At 70.5% G+C, this 13,497-nt stretch carries 16 protein-coding genes; 7 read left to right on the top strand and 9 right to left on the bottom strand.

The features are described from left to right. Positions 1-13 precede the first annotated feature (13 nt). Positions 14-1,063, bottom strand: a complete 1,050-nt coding sequence (locus ACX80F_RS04245; RefSeq protein ID WP_459335143.1) for a lipid II:glycine glycyltransferase FemX — start codon at positions 1,061-1,063, stop codon at positions 14-16. 49 nt (positions 1,064-1,112) lie between these two features. Beyond that, positions 1,113-2,165 (bottom strand): class II fructose-bisphosphatase, encoded by a 1,053-nt coding sequence (gene glpX / locus ACX80F_RS04240; protein WP_459335142.1) that lies wholly within the window; start codon positions 2,163-2,165, stop codon positions 1,113-1,115. A gap of 153 nt (positions 2,166-2,318) precedes the next feature. Here glpX and ACX80F_RS04235 point away from each other — a divergent pair, with 153 nt between their 5' ends. Genes ACX80F_RS04235 through ACX80F_RS04225 form a run of 3 tightly spaced genes read left to right on the top strand, consistent with a single transcriptional unit; the run spans position 2,319 to position 5,209 of the window. Next, a complete protein-coding gene (locus ACX80F_RS04235; RefSeq protein WP_459335141.1) occupies positions 2,319-3,071 on the top strand; it encodes a DUF4245 domain-containing protein in 753 nt (250 codons plus the stop codon). A gap of 26 nt (positions 3,072-3,097) precedes the next feature. Continuing rightward, positions 3,098-3,712, top strand: coding sequence for a carbonic anhydrase (locus ACX80F_RS04230; protein ID WP_459335140.1), 615 nt, complete (start codon positions 3,098-3,100; stop codon positions 3,710-3,712). A 21-nt stretch (positions 3,713-3,733) separates the two neighbouring features. After that, positions 3,734-5,209 (top strand): class II fumarate hydratase, encoded by a 1,476-nt coding sequence (locus tag ACX80F_RS04225; RefSeq protein ID WP_459335139.1) that lies wholly within the window; start codon positions 3,734-3,736, stop codon positions 5,207-5,209. 81 nt (positions 5,210-5,290) lie between these two features. Here ACX80F_RS04225 and ACX80F_RS04220 read toward each other — a convergent pair whose 3' ends face one another. Next, positions 5,291-5,770: an NUDIX hydrolase gene (locus ACX80F_RS04220; RefSeq protein ID WP_459335138.1), complete on the bottom strand. Its 480-nt coding sequence runs from the start codon at positions 5,768-5,770 to the stop codon at positions 5,291-5,293. Positions 5,771-5,775: 5 nt separating this feature from the next. Next, positions 5,776-6,282, bottom strand: coding sequence for a prepilin peptidase (locus tag ACX80F_RS04215; protein WP_459335137.1), 507 nt, complete (start codon positions 6,280-6,282; stop codon positions 5,776-5,778). Positions 6,283-6,340: 58 nt separating this feature from the next. Between ACX80F_RS04215 and ACX80F_RS04210 the strand changes: the two genes are divergently transcribed. Further along, positions 6,341-7,096, top strand: coding sequence for a hypothetical protein (locus ACX80F_RS04210; RefSeq protein ID WP_459335136.1), 756 nt, complete (start codon positions 6,341-6,343; stop codon positions 7,094-7,096). A 1-nt stretch (position 7,097) separates the two neighbouring features. Here ACX80F_RS04210 and ACX80F_RS04205 read toward each other — a convergent pair whose 3' ends face one another. Together ACX80F_RS04205 and ACX80F_RS04200 are read right to left on the bottom strand one after the other, a co-directional pair. After that, a complete protein-coding gene (locus tag ACX80F_RS04205; RefSeq protein ID WP_459335135.1) occupies positions 7,098-8,423 on the bottom strand; it encodes a PhoH family protein in 1,326 nt (441 codons plus the stop codon). 148 nt (positions 8,424-8,571) lie between these two features. After that, the gene (locus ACX80F_RS04200; protein WP_459335134.1) at positions 8,572-9,339 is read right to left on the bottom strand and encodes an isoprenyl transferase; all 768 of its coding nucleotides are present in this window, start codon (positions 9,337-9,339) and stop codon (positions 8,572-8,574) included. 300 nt (positions 9,340-9,639) lie between these two features. On the opposite strand from ACX80F_RS04200, the gene trhA reads away from it, so the two are divergent. Then, entirely contained in the window at positions 9,640-10,281 is a 642-nt protein-coding gene (gene trhA, locus ACX80F_RS04195) for a PAQR family membrane homeostasis protein TrhA (RefSeq protein WP_459335359.1), read from the top strand. Here the strand turns inward: trhA and ACX80F_RS04190 are convergent. Next, the gene (locus ACX80F_RS04190) at positions 10,278-10,640 is read right to left on the bottom strand and encodes a hypothetical protein (protein ID WP_459335133.1); all 363 of its coding nucleotides are present in this window, start codon (positions 10,638-10,640) and stop codon (positions 10,278-10,280) included. The two genes, trhA and ACX80F_RS04190, sit on opposite strands and share 4 nt — an antisense overlap. Positions 10,641-10,730: 90 nt before the next feature. Further along, positions 10,731-11,654, bottom strand: a complete 924-nt coding sequence (gene mca / locus ACX80F_RS04185; protein WP_459335132.1) for a mycothiol conjugate amidase Mca — start codon at positions 11,652-11,654, stop codon at positions 10,731-10,733. 87 nt (positions 11,655-11,741) lie between these two features. On the opposite strand from mca, the gene ACX80F_RS04180 reads away from it, so the two are divergent. Both ACX80F_RS04180 and greA read left to right on the top strand, forming a co-directional pair. Further along, positions 11,742-12,176 (top strand): DUF4307 domain-containing protein, encoded by a 435-nt coding sequence (locus tag ACX80F_RS04180; protein WP_459335131.1) that lies wholly within the window; start codon positions 11,742-11,744, stop codon positions 12,174-12,176. 204 nt (positions 12,177-12,380) lie between these two features. Further along, complete coding sequence (gene greA / locus ACX80F_RS04175; protein ID WP_459335130.1) at positions 12,381-12,872, top strand: transcription elongation factor GreA; 492 nt, start codon at positions 12,381-12,383, stop codon at positions 12,870-12,872. Positions 12,873-12,893: 21 nt separating this feature from the next. Here greA and ACX80F_RS04170 read toward each other — a convergent pair whose 3' ends face one another. Next, positions 12,894-13,493 carry a rhomboid family intramembrane serine protease gene (locus ACX80F_RS04170; RefSeq protein WP_459335129.1) on the bottom strand — a complete coding sequence of 200 codons (600 nt, stop codon included), beginning with the start codon at positions 13,491-13,493 and terminating at the stop codon, positions 12,894-12,896. Positions 13,494-13,497 lie beyond the last annotated feature (4 nt).

Raw genomic sequence — 13,497 nt, 5'->3', positions numbered from 1 at the left:
GCGACGGCCTGCATCAGGAGGCGCGGCCTGCGCGCACCCGCCGCACGGCGCCCGCAGCCCGGCCGGCCTGACGGCGCGCCACCTGGACGCCGCGCTTCGCGATCGGGAGCGCCCGGCTGAACACCGGGTAGAAGGGCGAGAGCGGGTATTCCCAGGTGCCGGCCAGCTGGTCCTCGTGCTGTGCCCAGCCCATCTTGAAGCGGGACACGCCGTCGTTGAGCAGTCCGTTGAAGTCGTAGCGGTGCACGCCGCGTGCCTTCATCTCCCGGATCGCGAACCACTTCAGCGCGTAGTTGGCCCGGAGCCGCTCGCCCTCGTCGGTCATCCCGCCGTAGAGCTCGAAGGAGGTGGCGTCGGTCGTGGAGAGCCAGAGGAAGGCGACGACGTCGCTCCCCTGGAACGCCGCATAGACCGGGGACGCATCGCCGAGGTTGTCGAAGATGTCCAGGTAGTAGGAGTCCTCGTGGATGCCGAAGCCGGCACGCTCGGCCGTCAGCCGGTACACGTCGAGGCACGCCGGGAGCTCGCTGCGGACCACGCGCCGGAGGTCCAGGGCCTCCCGTCCGGACTTGCGGATGTACTGGCGATGCTTCTTCGTCATGTCGGCCAGGAGATCCTCCTCCGACCGCCGGAGATCGAGGACGAGCGTGTGGCCGATGAGGATCGTGTTCGAGCTCGCCTTCCAGCCCGCTGCCGGCAGGGCGCGGACGACGTCGCTCTCGGCGTCCCAGTCGGGTTCGATCGACAGCGCGACCGACGGGTGGGCCGCCCGGACATACCCGATGACGGCTTCCAGGGCCTCGGCCTCGCGCCCCGGCAGGGTCTGCGGGCCGCGGGGGATGTAGGCGAGGCTCCGCAGCGGGAACGGCAGCGACCGGCACAGCACCTGCGCGGCGGCGACGACGACGCCGTCGTCCTCCCGCAGGATCACGCGGTCCGCGGTCCAGCCGTGCGCGGCTTTCGTCGCACCCCAGCCCCACAGCTGCTGGGGGTGACCTCCCAGCTCGTTGACGATGGTGTCCCAGAGGGCACGGTCGGGGCAGGGCGACACGGAAAGGCTCATCCGACCAGCCTATAGGGGCGCGCCGCCCCGCCCGTTCCGCGGCGGGCGGTCAGTCCCTGACGCGGGCGTACGTCTCCCACTTGTGGGCCTGGTGCTCGCCGTCGACCACGCGGATGGTGCCGGACTTCGAGCGCATGACGATCGACTGCGTGAGGACCTTGTCCTTGCTGTACCGCACCCCGCGCAGCAGGTCGCCGTCGGTGATGCCCGTGGCGGCGAAGTAGCAGTTGTCGCTCGTGACGAGGTCATCGGTCGACAGGACACGGTCGAGGTCGTGTCCGGCGTCGAGCGCCTTCTGCTTCTCGTCGTCACTGGTGGGCCAGAGCCTGCCCTGGATGACGCCGCCGAGGGACTTGATGGCGCAGGCCGCCACGATCCCCTCCGGGGTGCCGCCGATGCCCATCAGGGCGTCGACGTCAGTGCCCACGCGGGCCGCGGCGATCGCGCCGGCGACGTCGCCGTCCATGATGAACTTCGTGCGCGCGCCGGCGGCCCGGATCTCCTCCACGAGCGGTTTGTGGCGGTCGCGGTCCAGGATCATGACGTTGAGCTGGCTGACCTTCTTGTTGTTGGCCTTCGCGATGAGGTGCAGGTTCTGCTTGACGGGCAGGCGCAGGTCCACCATGTCCGCGGCCTCCGGCCCGGTGACGAGCTTCTCCATGTAGAAGACGGCCGACGGGTCGAACATCGAGCCCCGCTCCGCAACCGCGAGCACGGCGAGCGCGTTGTTGATGCCCAGCGCCGTCAGTCGCGTGCCGTCGATGGGGTCGACGGCGACATCGCACTCGGGTCCGCTGCCGTCGCCCACGCGTTCGCCGTTGAACAGCATGGGGGCCTCGTCCTTCTCGCCCTCCCCGATCACCACGATGCCGTTGAAGTGCACGGTCTGCAGGAGCGAGCGCATGGCGTCCACCGCGGCGCCGTCGGCCAGGTTCTTGTCGCCGAACCCGACCCAGTGACCGCCGGCGATGGCCGCGGCCTCCGTGACACGGACGAGTTCGAGGGCGAGGTTCCGGTCCGGTTCCTTGTCCCCGACGGCCAGGGCCGGTGACAGGGTGGAGTACTGGGCATTCGTAGCGTTCTGGGACACGTCTATCCTCATCGTCGAAGGTCATCGGCCGGTACGCGGGCGCACCTGTCCTGTGCTGTCATCATAGGCGCGCCCGCGGCTCCGCGCCCCCTGCCGGCGCCCGCGAGCACCGCCCCGGAGGCCTGTCCGTTAGGCGCAGTGGCCGGTATCAGCGAAAATGGAAGGGTGAGCGACCAAGGCGATGAGCGGATGACCCCCGGGACACGAGAAGGCTCGGCGGGCGGGCCGGGTCCGGCTGCGCGACCGGGCGTGCAGCAGACCCGCCCGCCGGCCGACGGCGCCCGCCCCGCGGTGGACCCGGACGACGACGCCCCACCCATCACGCTGACGCCGAACCAGTCCAAGCGCGCCAGCTCCACGGCCCGCGGCATGCTGATCGCCACCGGTGCGACCCTCGCCGTCATCCTCCCCGTCTACTTCCTGAACCCCACCTACACTGCGGATACGTACCGGCGGGACCTCGACGTCGACACTGTCGCGCGGCAGGCGGCGGGTGACGCCGGCTATCTCCCGGCGTCGCCGGCCCTGCCGGAGGACTGGTCCTCCAACTACGCCCGCTGGGTCAGCGGAACCAGCGACGCGGTGGACTTCTGGGAGGTCGGGTTCCTCACCGCGGACACCGGTTTCATCCAGCTCACCCAGACCGACGACGCCAATCCCACGTGGACCGCACAGCGCGTCGGCGACGCGCAGGTCTCGGGGACGCGGACCATCGGCGGGCTCGAATGGCAGCTCCTCGATGCGTCCAACGGGGACACGGTGCTGACGTCCGAGGTCGACGGCGCCACGGTGATCCTCAACGGGGAGGCGTCGCTCAGCGAGTTCGACGCCGTGGGCGAGGCCGTCGTCGAGGACGTCCGGCAGAACGCGGTGGAAGAGGCCGAGCGCCTGTCATCTTCCGACACGGACGGGTCCTGACCGCCGGAGACAGTACAGTGGGCGGCGTGACCCAGCAACTGACTCCCGCCGCCGCCTGGCAGCGACTGCAGGAGGGCAACGCGCGCTTCGTGGCCTCCGACGTCTCGCACCCCAACCAGGACGCCTCCCGGCGCACCGCACTCGTGAACAACCAGCACCCGTTCGCCGTCATCTTCGGGTGCTCGGATTCGCGGCTGGCCGCGGAGATCATCTTCGACCTCGGCCTCGGCGACATCTTCGTGGTCCGCACGGCCGGGCAGGTGATCGACGACGCCGTCCTCGGCTCGCTCGAGTACAGCGTGAGCGTTCTCGGCGTCCCCCTGATCGTGATCCTCGGCCATGACAGCTGCGGCGCCGTCACGGCGACGATGAACGCGATCGAGACCGGGGACATGCCCACGGGGTTCCTCCGCGACCTCGTCGAGCGGATCACGCCGTCCGTCCTGACGGCACGGCGGGCAGGCGTCACCGACGTCAACTCGACCGTCATCGAGCACACGAAGCAGACCGCGCAGCGACTGGTCGACAGCTCCCGCGTCATCTCCGATGCCGTCGAGGCCGGGTCGGTCGCCGTCATCGGCGTCTCCTACCGGCTGGACGAGGGCAACGCCGTGCTGGTGTCAGGATTTGGCGCACTGTAGAGCAGCGGTGAGAATTGCGGCATGACTCCAACGCCTGCAGCCAGCCCTGAATCCACCTCGACGACGGGCGCTGCGCCCGGCGCGGAGGCCGTGGAATACCGCATCGAACACGACACCATGGGCGAGGTGCGCGTTCCCGTGAACGCCCTGTACCGGGCGCAGACGCAGCGGGCGGTCGAGAACTTCCCGATCTCCGGCACGACCCTCGAGCGCGCGCACATCGAGGCGCTCGCCCGCATCAAGAAGGCCGCCGCGACGGCCAACGCCGAACTCGGCGTGCTCGACGAGGAGCGCGCGCGGGCCATCGAGGCGGCGGCGGAGGACGTCGCGTCGGGCCGGTACGACGGCGACTTCCCGGTGGACATCTACCAGACGGGCTCGGGGACGTCATCGAACATGAATGCGAACGAGGTCATCGCGACCCTCGCGACCCGCGCACTCGAGGCTGCGGGCAGCTCCACCTCCGTGCACCCGAACGACCACGTCAACGCGTCGCAGTCCTCGAACGACGTCTTCCCCACCTCCGTCCACGTCGCCGCGACGTCGGCCCTCGTCAAGGATCTGATCCCGGCGCTGGCACACCTCGCCGAGGCGCTCGAGCGCAAGGCGGAGGAGTTCAGGACGGTCGTCAAGTCCGGCCGCACGCACCTCATGGACGCCACCCCGGTCACGCTGGGCCAGGAGTTCGGCGGCTACGCGGCCCAGGTGCGCTACGGCATCGAGCGCATCGAGGCATCGCTCGCCCGGGTGGCCGAGGTGCCGCTGGGCGGCACCGCCGTCGGCACCGGGATCAACACCCCGGCCGGCTTCTCCGCGCGCGTCATCGAACTGCTCGCCGCGGACACCGGGCTCCCCCTCACCGAGGCGCGCGACCACTTCGAGGCGCAGGCCAACCGCGACTCCCTCGTGGAGATCTCCGGCATGCTGCGGACCATCGCCGTGTCCCTCACGAAGATCCACAACGACCTGCGCTGGCTCGGGTCCGGCCCGAACACCGGCCTCGGCGAGATCGCCCTGCCGGACCTGCAGCCCGGGTCCTCCATCATGCCCGGCAAGGTGAACCCCGTGATCGCGGAGGCCGTCATCATGGTCTGCGCGCAGGTGGTGGGCAACGACGCCACCGTGGCATGGTCCGGCACGAACGGCGCGTTCGAGCTCAATGTGGGCATCCCGGTGATCGCCCGGAACGTCCTGGAATCCATCCGCCTGCTGAGCAACTCCACACGCGTCTCCGCGGACCGGATGATCGACGGCATCACGGCGAACGTGGAGCGCGCGCGGTTCCTCGCCGAGGCGTCCCCCTCGATCGTGACGCCGCTGAACAAGCACATCGGGTACGAGAACGCCGCGAAGATCGCGAAGAAGGCCGTGGCGGAGGGGCTCACCGTCCGCGAGGCCGTCGTCGCCCTCGGCTTCGTGGAGCGCGGCGAGCTGACCGAGGAGCAGCTGGACTCGGCGCTCGACGTCCTCTCGATGACGCGGCCCCCGCAGGCCTGACCCGCAGGAAGTCCTCGGATCCCGGACAGGGGCGCACCCGGCGGGTGCGCCCCTGTCCGTGTCCGGTGCGCGCGCCCGGCGTCAGGGTGGGTCAGGAACGAAGCGTGCGACGCCGTCGAAGGACGCCGCGCCCTGCACCAGCGCCAGATGGCGGGCACTCAGGTCCGGCAGGGCGTCCAGCGGGAACCAGCGGACGTCCGTCGACTCGTCGTCGTTGACGCGGGCGGTGCCGCTGACCCACCGGCAGCGGAAGTCGAGGTTCAGGAACGTCACCACATCCCCGTTCGGGAAGGTGATCGGCCCCACCACGTTCGTCCCCAGCAGGTACTCGACCTCGACGATCACCCCCGTCTCCTCCTCGACCTCGCGGCGCAGGGCGACCGCCGGCTCCTCGCCGGGGTCCACCATGCCGGTGATGAGGGCCCAGGCGCCGTTGTCGGCCCGCCGACCGAGGAGCACGCGCCCGTCGTCGTCGAGGACGACGCCGCTGACCCCCGGGAGCCAGAGCGGGTCGTGGCCGATCGCGCGGCGGAGGGCGAGAACGAAGTCCGGGGTAGGCATGATTTTCAGGGTAGCCCAGCGAGGCCGAGTGCTGCCCCGGCGATGAGGAACGGCCCGAAGGCCACCGATGTGCGCAGCGTCGCCCGCCGTGCCGCCAGGAGCAGCAGGCTCCACGCACCGCCGAGCACGACGGCGAGGAACGGGCCCCACCAGAGCCCGGCCCACCCCGCGAACCCCAGGTACAGGCCGAGGAGCCCCGCGAGCTTCACGTCCCCGAACCCCAGCCCCTGCGGATGGACCAGATGGAGCGCCGCGAAGGCGACCAGCAGGATCACTCCCCCGCCCAGCATCCCCTGGATCCGCTGCCAGTCCCCCGCGGTCCCGGCGGCCGCTCCGAGGAGCAGGATCGCCGCGGGGTAGGACGGCAGGACGATGCGGTCCGGGAGCCGGTGGGTGCGCCAGTCGATAATGCTCAGGCGGAGCCCGACGACGGCGAACCCTGCCAGCGCGGCGGCAAGGAGCACGAACGCCACGGGCTCCCTGCCCAGGTAGTCGGCGAGCGCTGCGGTCACGGCTCCAACCTACGTGACAGCCCTGATCCGGCCGCGCAGCGGCGGTTACACTGTGGAAATGTCGGCCCAGCACAGTTCCAGCCCGGAGGAGACGTTCCGGTCGCTCTGCCGCTCCTCACCGTGGCGCTGGGAGAGCCTTCGCTTCACGATCTCCTGGCGCGCGCCGTCGGCGTCGGGCGCCGACACGGCACCCCCGCTCTCGGCCTGGCTGCGCAGGCCCGCTGCGCTCCGCGTGGAGGCAGCGGACGGGGCGCTGCTGCATTCCACCACCGGCAACGAGACCTCCCGCGACACGATGTACGTGAGCGCCACCCGGAAGTCCTGGCTCCTCGCACCGCGCCTCGTGACCCCCGTGTACGACGACGCCGGGCTCGTGCGGCGCCGGCCCGAGGCTGCCTACGGCGAGGCGGTCTTCGGCGATCCGCGCTGGTCCTCGATGCTGGACCCCGTGGAACTCGCGGGGAACGCACCCGTCGCGATGCTGTTCCCCGGCGCCAATCGGGTGGAGGTCGAGCAGCTCGCGGAGGAGGTGTTCGCCGGTCGCCCGGTGCTCGCCGCGACGCTCACCCCCAATGCCGTCTACACTCCGACGGCGCCCGGCCACCCCCTCATCGGCGAGGGCAGGACGCGTGTGCTCATCGACGTGGGCACGGCGGTCTGCGTGTCGACGACGGCGCTCGACGGCCCGACGCAGGGCGCCGGCCACGACCTGCAGATCCTCGGCGTGGACGAGTACCTGACCGACGACTACTTCCGGGCGGCGCCGCCGGACCTGAGCGACGTGAGCCGGCACGTGCCGTGGATCGTCGAGTGACCTAGGGCTCCGTCCCCTCCAGCAGGTCCGCCACGAGGGCCGCGATGGGCGAGCGTTCCGACCGCGTGAGGGTCACGTGCCCGAAGAGCGGGTGCCCCTTGAGGATCTCGACGACGGCGGCGATGCCGTCATGGCGGCCGACGCGCAGATTGTCGCGCTGGGCGACGTCGTGCGTGAGGACGACCCTGGACTGCTGCCCGATGCGGCTCATGACCGTCAGGAGCACGTTCTTCTCGAGGGACTGCGCCTCGTCGACGATCACGAACGAGTCGTGGAGGCTGCGGCCCCGGATGTGGGTGAGCGGCAGCACCTCCAGCATGCCGCGGTCCAGGACCTCCTCGACGACCTCCTGCGACACGAGCGCGCCGAGGGTGTCGAAGACCGCCTGGGCCCAGGGATTCATCTTCTCGTTCTCGCCCCCGGGCAGGTACCCGAGTTCCTGGCCGCCCACGGCGAAGAGCGGCCGGAAGACCACCACCTTGCGGTGCTCCCGGCGTTCGAGGACCGCCTCGAGGCCCGCGCACAGGGCGAGGGCGGACTTGCCGGTGCCGGCGCGTCCGCCGAGCGAGACGATCCCCACCGCCGGATCCAGGAGGAGGTCGATGGCCAGTCGCTGCTCGGCGGAGCGGCCGTGCAGCCCGAAGACGTCGCGGTCACCCCGCACGAGGCGGACGTGCTTGTCCGCCCCGACGCGTCCCAGCGCCGATCCCCGCGGCGAGAGCATGACGACACCGGTGTTGACCGGTTGCTCGGCCGCACCCGGCGTGAACACCGCCTCGTGGGCGTACAGCGCGTCGACCTCCTCGACCGTCGCGTCGAGTTCCACGACGCCCGTCCAGCCGGAATCCCGGACGAACTCGCTGCGGTACTCCTCGGCCTGGAGGCCCATCGCGGAGGCCTTCAGGCGAAGCGGCAGGTCCTTCGAGACCACCGTGACGTTCCGTCCCCCGGCGGCGAGGCTCTTCGCGACCGCGAGGATGCGCGCATCGTTGCCGCCGCTCCGGAAGCCGACAGGGAGCACATCCGGGGACACATGGTTCAGCTCGACGAGGAGCGTTCCCCCGCCCCCGAGGGGGACATCCCGGTGGAGTCCGCCGTGGGCCACCCGCAGTTCGTCGAGCAGCCTGAGCGCCGTCCGTGCGAAGTACCCCAGATCGGGGTCGTGCCGCTTGGCCTCGAGTTCGGAGATCACGACGACGGGCAGGACCACCTCGTGTTCCTCGAACCTCAGGATGGCGCGGGGGTCCGAGAGCAGTACCGAGGTGTCGATGACGTAGCTGCGACGGTCGGACGATGCTTCGGGTGATGGGGTGCTGGTCGTTGCCACATGGACTCCGCTCCGGGGTGGGTACGCCCCGACGTCGTAGGTTGGCGCGGGTCCCGGTCCGGTCCCCGTCGATGGCTCGACCCTACGCCCCGCGTTCGCTCGGAGCCCGCCGGATCCGTCGTGTCGGAGCTGAAGGAACGGTGAACTCTCAGGAGCCGAAGCGGCGCTGGCGTCGGCCGAAGTCGCGCAGCGCCCGCAGGAAATCCACGCGGCGGAAATCGGGCCACAGCGCCTCGCAGAAGTAGAACTCGCTGTAGGCGCTCTGCCACATGAGGAACCCGGAGAGACGCTGTTCCCCGGAGGTGCGGATGACGAGGTCGGGGTCCTGCTGGCCGCGCGTGTAGAGGCGGGAGGAGATGTGCTGGTCCGACAGCTCCTCGGCGAGCGTCTCCAGCGACACGCCGCGGGCCGCGGCGTCCCGCATGAGCTCCTTGACGGCGTCGACGATCTCGCGCCGACCCCCGTACCCGACGGCGACGTTCACGTGGATCCCGTCGATCTTCTCCGTGGAGGCGGCGAGATCCACGAGCTTGCCGCTGAGGTCCTCCGGCAGCAGGTCGAGGGCGCCGACGGGCTGCACGCGGACCCGGTTGCTCTCGCCCAGCCGGTCCAGGGTGTTCGCGATGATGTCGAGGAGCTGGTCGATCTCCTCCTGAGGCCGGCCCATGTTGTCGGTGGAGAGCATGTAGAGGGTGACGACGTCGACGCCGAGTTCCTCGCACCAGCCCAGGAACTCGTGGATCTTGTCCGCACCGGCCTGGTGGCCGTGGCTCGTGGGAGCCCCGGCGAGCTTCGCCCACCGGCGGTTCCCGTCCACCATGACGCCGATGTGGTGGGGAATCCGCTCGGGCGAGAGGGCGCGTTGCAGCCTGCGCTCGTAGAAGCTGTAGCCGACTGCGGGGATTCTCCACGTCACGCCCGGCCACACCTCCTCGGTGCTCCGGCGGTCCGGAGCGTCGTCGCGACGGAGCGCCCGGCGCTCCGCATACCTCTTCCTACCGTACCGGCAGTCGCCTCACAAAGACCCGCGTCGACGCCGTCGCGGGGTTGCGCATGCCGTGCCCGCCGCGCTCCGGGCGCGCCGCCGTGGGCTAGAATCCGGGCTATGACCTCGCGCGACCAGGCCCCCCACCCCCGTCCGTCGGACCCGGCCGGCAGCGGCGGCGCGGGGTTCGAGGACACGGTCGATGCGGTGGCGGGACCCCTCGCGGACGCCATGGCGACCAAGCCGCTCTGGCGCGGCTGGATCCACGCGGTGGCGACCCCCCTGGCGGTGGCGGCCGGGATCGTGCTCGTTTCGCTGGCGCCGACGCCGGCACTGAAGATCGCCTCCGCCATCTACGCGTTCACCGGCGTGCTGCTCTTCGGGGTGAGCGCCGTCTACCACCGCGGCAACTGGAGCCCCGGGGTGAGGGTGGTGCTGAAGCGCCTCGACCACACCAACATCATGCTGGTCATCGCGGGGTCCTACACGCCGCTCGCCTGGGCGCTGCTCGAGCCGGAGAAGGCCAGGACACTGCTATGGATCATCTGGGGCGGCGCGATCGCCGGCGTGCTGTTCCGCAATCTCTGGGTGGATGCCCCACGCTGGCTCTACGTCCCCATCTACGTGGCACTGGGCCTGGCCTCGGTGTTCTACCTGCCCGATTTCTTCAGGGCCGACGTCGCCGCTGCCGTCCTGATCTGCGTGGGGGGTGCGCTCTACATCGCGGGGGCCGTGTTCTACGGGATCAAGCGTCCCAACTTCTCGCTCCGGGTGTTCGGGTTCCACGAACTCTTCCACGCCTTCACCGTCGCGGCCTTCGCGGCGCACTTCGTCGCGATCGTGCTGGCCGTCCTGGACCCGATCGGGACCTAGCGGTTGTCCGGGCCGTGCTTCCCCCCGGGCATGGGGCGGGTGGCATCGTCCGGGCCCTGGGCGCCCGGCCGGCGGACGTCGTCGGGCGCTTCGGGGGACGCGCCGTCAGTGGCGGTGCCGGGGACGGCGCCGGCGGCGTCGCGCCGGGCGCGTGCCTGATCCACCTCTGCGGTGTAGCGGACACGGCGGATGCGCTTGGCCATGTCGCGGATGAGCAGGATGACCATCACGACGACGAAGAGGGTCGCCAGGAATCCGAGCGTCCCGGGCGTCACGGAGGCGGGGTCCAGTCCGGGTTTCAGCGTGGGATCGCCGGACGGCGTCATCGTCGTTGCAGCCAGGCTGAGGTCAAGGAACACGCATGCACCACTTTCGGGACTCGCAGCGGGTCACGGTGACCGCCGCCCCGATTCTACGCGGGATAGAACGGGTACCGGGACCGGGAGTCGCTACACGTGGGCGGTGATCCCCGCGAAGAAGTCGTCCTCCGGCAACGGCGACTCCACCCGTGAGGCGATGAGCGAGTAGTCCTCCCACGGCCACACCTTCTGCTGCATCTCGATCGAGACGGCGAAGAAGAAGCCCTCGGGGTCCACCTGGGTGCGGTGCGCGAGGAGCGCCCGCTCGCGGTGCCCGAAGAAGTCCGCGCAATGGATCTGCGTGGTGGTCGGGTGGGTGGGGGCGGGCGGCTGGTGCCCCTCGGCATCCGACTCGAGCCACTGGGCGATGCGCTCCGCGAACGGTGACTGCAGGCCGGCCTCCTCGAGGGCGAAGTGCAGGGCGCGGAGGCGCTCGGGGCTGAACGCGCGGTCGTAGTAGAGCTTCGAGGCGCTCCAGGCCTCACCCGTCCCGGGGTAGCGTTCCGCGTCGGCCGCGGCCTCGAATGCCTCCACGGCGACCCGGTGGGCCATGATGTGGTCGGGGTGCGGGTAGCCGCCGTTCTCGTCATAGCTGATGATCACGTGGGGGCGGAACTCCCGCACGAGCTTCACGAGGGGCGCGGCGGCCCGCTCGAGCGGCTGCAGCGCGAAGCAGCCAGGAGGCAGGTCGGGCAGGGGGTCACCCTCGGGCAGCCCCGAGTCCTCGAAGCCGAGCCACCGGTGCTGGACGCCGAGCTCGGCCGCGGCACGGTCCATCTCGAGCCTGCGGAGGCCCGGGAGGTCGCGCTTGCCGTGGGGATCGTCGTTCATCGCCGCGTTCAGGATGTCGCCGCGCTCACCGCCGGTGCAGGTGGCGACCATCACCTCGGCCCCTGCTGCCACGTAGCCGGCCATGGTGGCCGCACCCTTGCTCGACTCGTCGTCCGGGTGGGCGTGGACGGCGAGGAGGCGGAGTCCCCTGCGGGACTCTCCGGGCTGATCCTGGGCTGGCAACACGCGCTCCTGGCTTTTCGGGGGATGTCTGGGGGCGAACTGATGGGGCCGGAAGTGGCCGCCGTCGACGGACGGTAAAATGGGAGGGTGAGCTCCGCCGGAACACCAACATCCAGAGTAGCCAATCGCTACGGCACCCCCAAGCCGAAGAAACCCATGGGGCGCGTGCGGATGCTGGTCCTCGCCCTGATCATCGCCGCGGTGGCGGCCGTCGGCGCGGTCGCCCTCACCGCCGGCAGTCCCCCGGTGTCCTCGAAGGACGTCGGCTTCTCACTCGCCTCGGACGAGCGGGCCAGCGTCGACTTCGAAGTGACGAAGGAGCGCACGGCAACCGCGCAGTGCGCCGTGCAGGTGCTCAGCGAGAACTATGCGGTGGTCGGCTGGAGGGTCGTCACCATCGGCCCGAACAGCGCCGAGGAGGGCGCCAACGACGGTGGCACGACGGCTCACCGGACCGATGTCCGCCTCGATTCGCCCGGCGTGTCCGGCGGTGTCAACGCCTGCTGGATCGTGGAGGACTGAGCCGGGCGGACGCACTGCTTGGGTTATGGCACTCCCCCCTCTAGAATGGGAGAACACGTATCGCCCCGCTTCACCGGCGTACCGGCCACCCGGTCCCACGAGGCGGGGTGTTTGCTTGCCGGTGACACAAGGCTGCACTGCCGGCCCGTCGAGCGACCATGAGCCCCGCCGTCCCGGCGGCGGCCGTACCGAAGGAGTTATCCCGTGTCCACGAACAGTGCCCCCGTCGCCTGGCTCACGCAGGAGTCCTACGACCGCCTCAAGAGCGAACTGGACCACCTGTCCGGTCCCGGTCGCACCGAGATCGTCGCCCGTATCGAACAGGCCCGCTCCGAGGGCGACCTCAAGGAGAACGGCGGCTACCACGCCGCCAAGGAGGAGCAGGGCAAGGCAGAGGCCAGGATCCGCCAGCTCACCCACCTGCTGGACAACGCGCACGTGGGCGAGTCCCCGGCGGACGACGGCGTCGTCGAGCCCGGCATGATGGTGTCCGCGAAGATCGCCGGCGACGTCGAGAACTTCCTCCTGGGCAGCCGCGAGGTGGCCGGGGACACGGACATCGACGTCTACAGCGAGAAGTCACCCCTGGGTGCCGCCATCCAGGGGACCAAGGCCGGCGACACCGTCACCTACGTGGCGCCCAACGGCAAGCAGATCACCGTCGAGATCATCTCGGCCACCCCCTACGTGGGCTGATCGGCCTCCTGCACCGACCGGCTACGAGCCGATCCCGAAGCGGTCCGCCCTCCCCGGGGCGGGCCGCTTCCGTTTGAGCAGGAACGCCGCGAGAATCCCGCCGAGAGCCCCGAAGAGGTGCGCCTGCCAGGAGATGTTCGAGCCGGCGGTGGGCAGGACCCCCCACAGGATGGAGCCGTAGGCGATGAACAGGACGACGGCGAGCAGGATCTGCTTCCAGTCCCGGTTGTAGAAGCCGCGGGTGATCAGGTAGGTGAAGAGTCCGAACACCACGCCCGAAGCGCCGACTGTCAGTCCGCCACCGAAGAGCCAGGTGCCGAGGCCGGACGCGAGCCAGCTGATGCCGATCGCCACGGCGAAGCGCCGGGCGCCTTCCAGAAAGGCCACGAACCCGAGGACGAGCAGGGGCAGGGTGTTGCTGGCCAGGTGCTGGACGCCGCTGTGCAGGAACGGTGAGAACACGACGCCGTCGAGTCCGTCCACGCGCCGGGGACCGATCCCGAGGGTCCTCACGAGCAGGTCCCCCAGGACGGCGTTGACCAGGAACACCGCCCACATCGCCGCGACGAGACCGACGACGGTGATCAGTCCGGCCTGGGCCCGGCGGGCGAGGGGCTGCACGTCC

It is taken from the genome of Arthrobacter sp. TMS2-4 (assembly GCF_054511075.1).
Note: the sequence above shows the minus strand (reverse complement) of the source record. Positions and strands in the feature narration are given on the sequence as shown.

What these genes read in the sequence shown, in the direction of transcription:
- ACX80F_RS04245 (WP_459335143.1), bottom strand. Translation starts at nt 1,063, where the DNA reads ATGAGCCTTTCCGTGTCGCCCTGCCCCGACCGTGCCCTCTGGGACACC.
- glpX (WP_459335142.1), bottom strand. Translation starts at nt 2,165, where the DNA reads ATGAGGATAGACGTGTCCCAGAACGCTACGAATGCCCAGTACTCCACC.
- ACX80F_RS04225 (WP_459335139.1), top strand. Translation starts at nt 3,734, where the DNA reads ATGACTCCAACGCCTGCAGCCAGCCCTGAATCCACCTCGACGACGGGC.
- ACX80F_RS04220 (WP_459335138.1), bottom strand. Translation starts at nt 5,770, where the DNA reads ATGCCTACCCCGGACTTCGTTCTCGCCCTCCGCCGCGCGATCGGCCAC.
- ACX80F_RS04210 (WP_459335136.1), top strand. Translation starts at nt 6,341, where the DNA reads ATGTCGGCCCAGCACAGTTCCAGCCCGGAGGAGACGTTCCGGTCGCTC.
- trhA (WP_459335359.1), top strand. Translation starts at nt 9,640, where the DNA reads ATGGCGACCAAGCCGCTCTGGCGCGGCTGGATCCACGCGGTGGCGACC.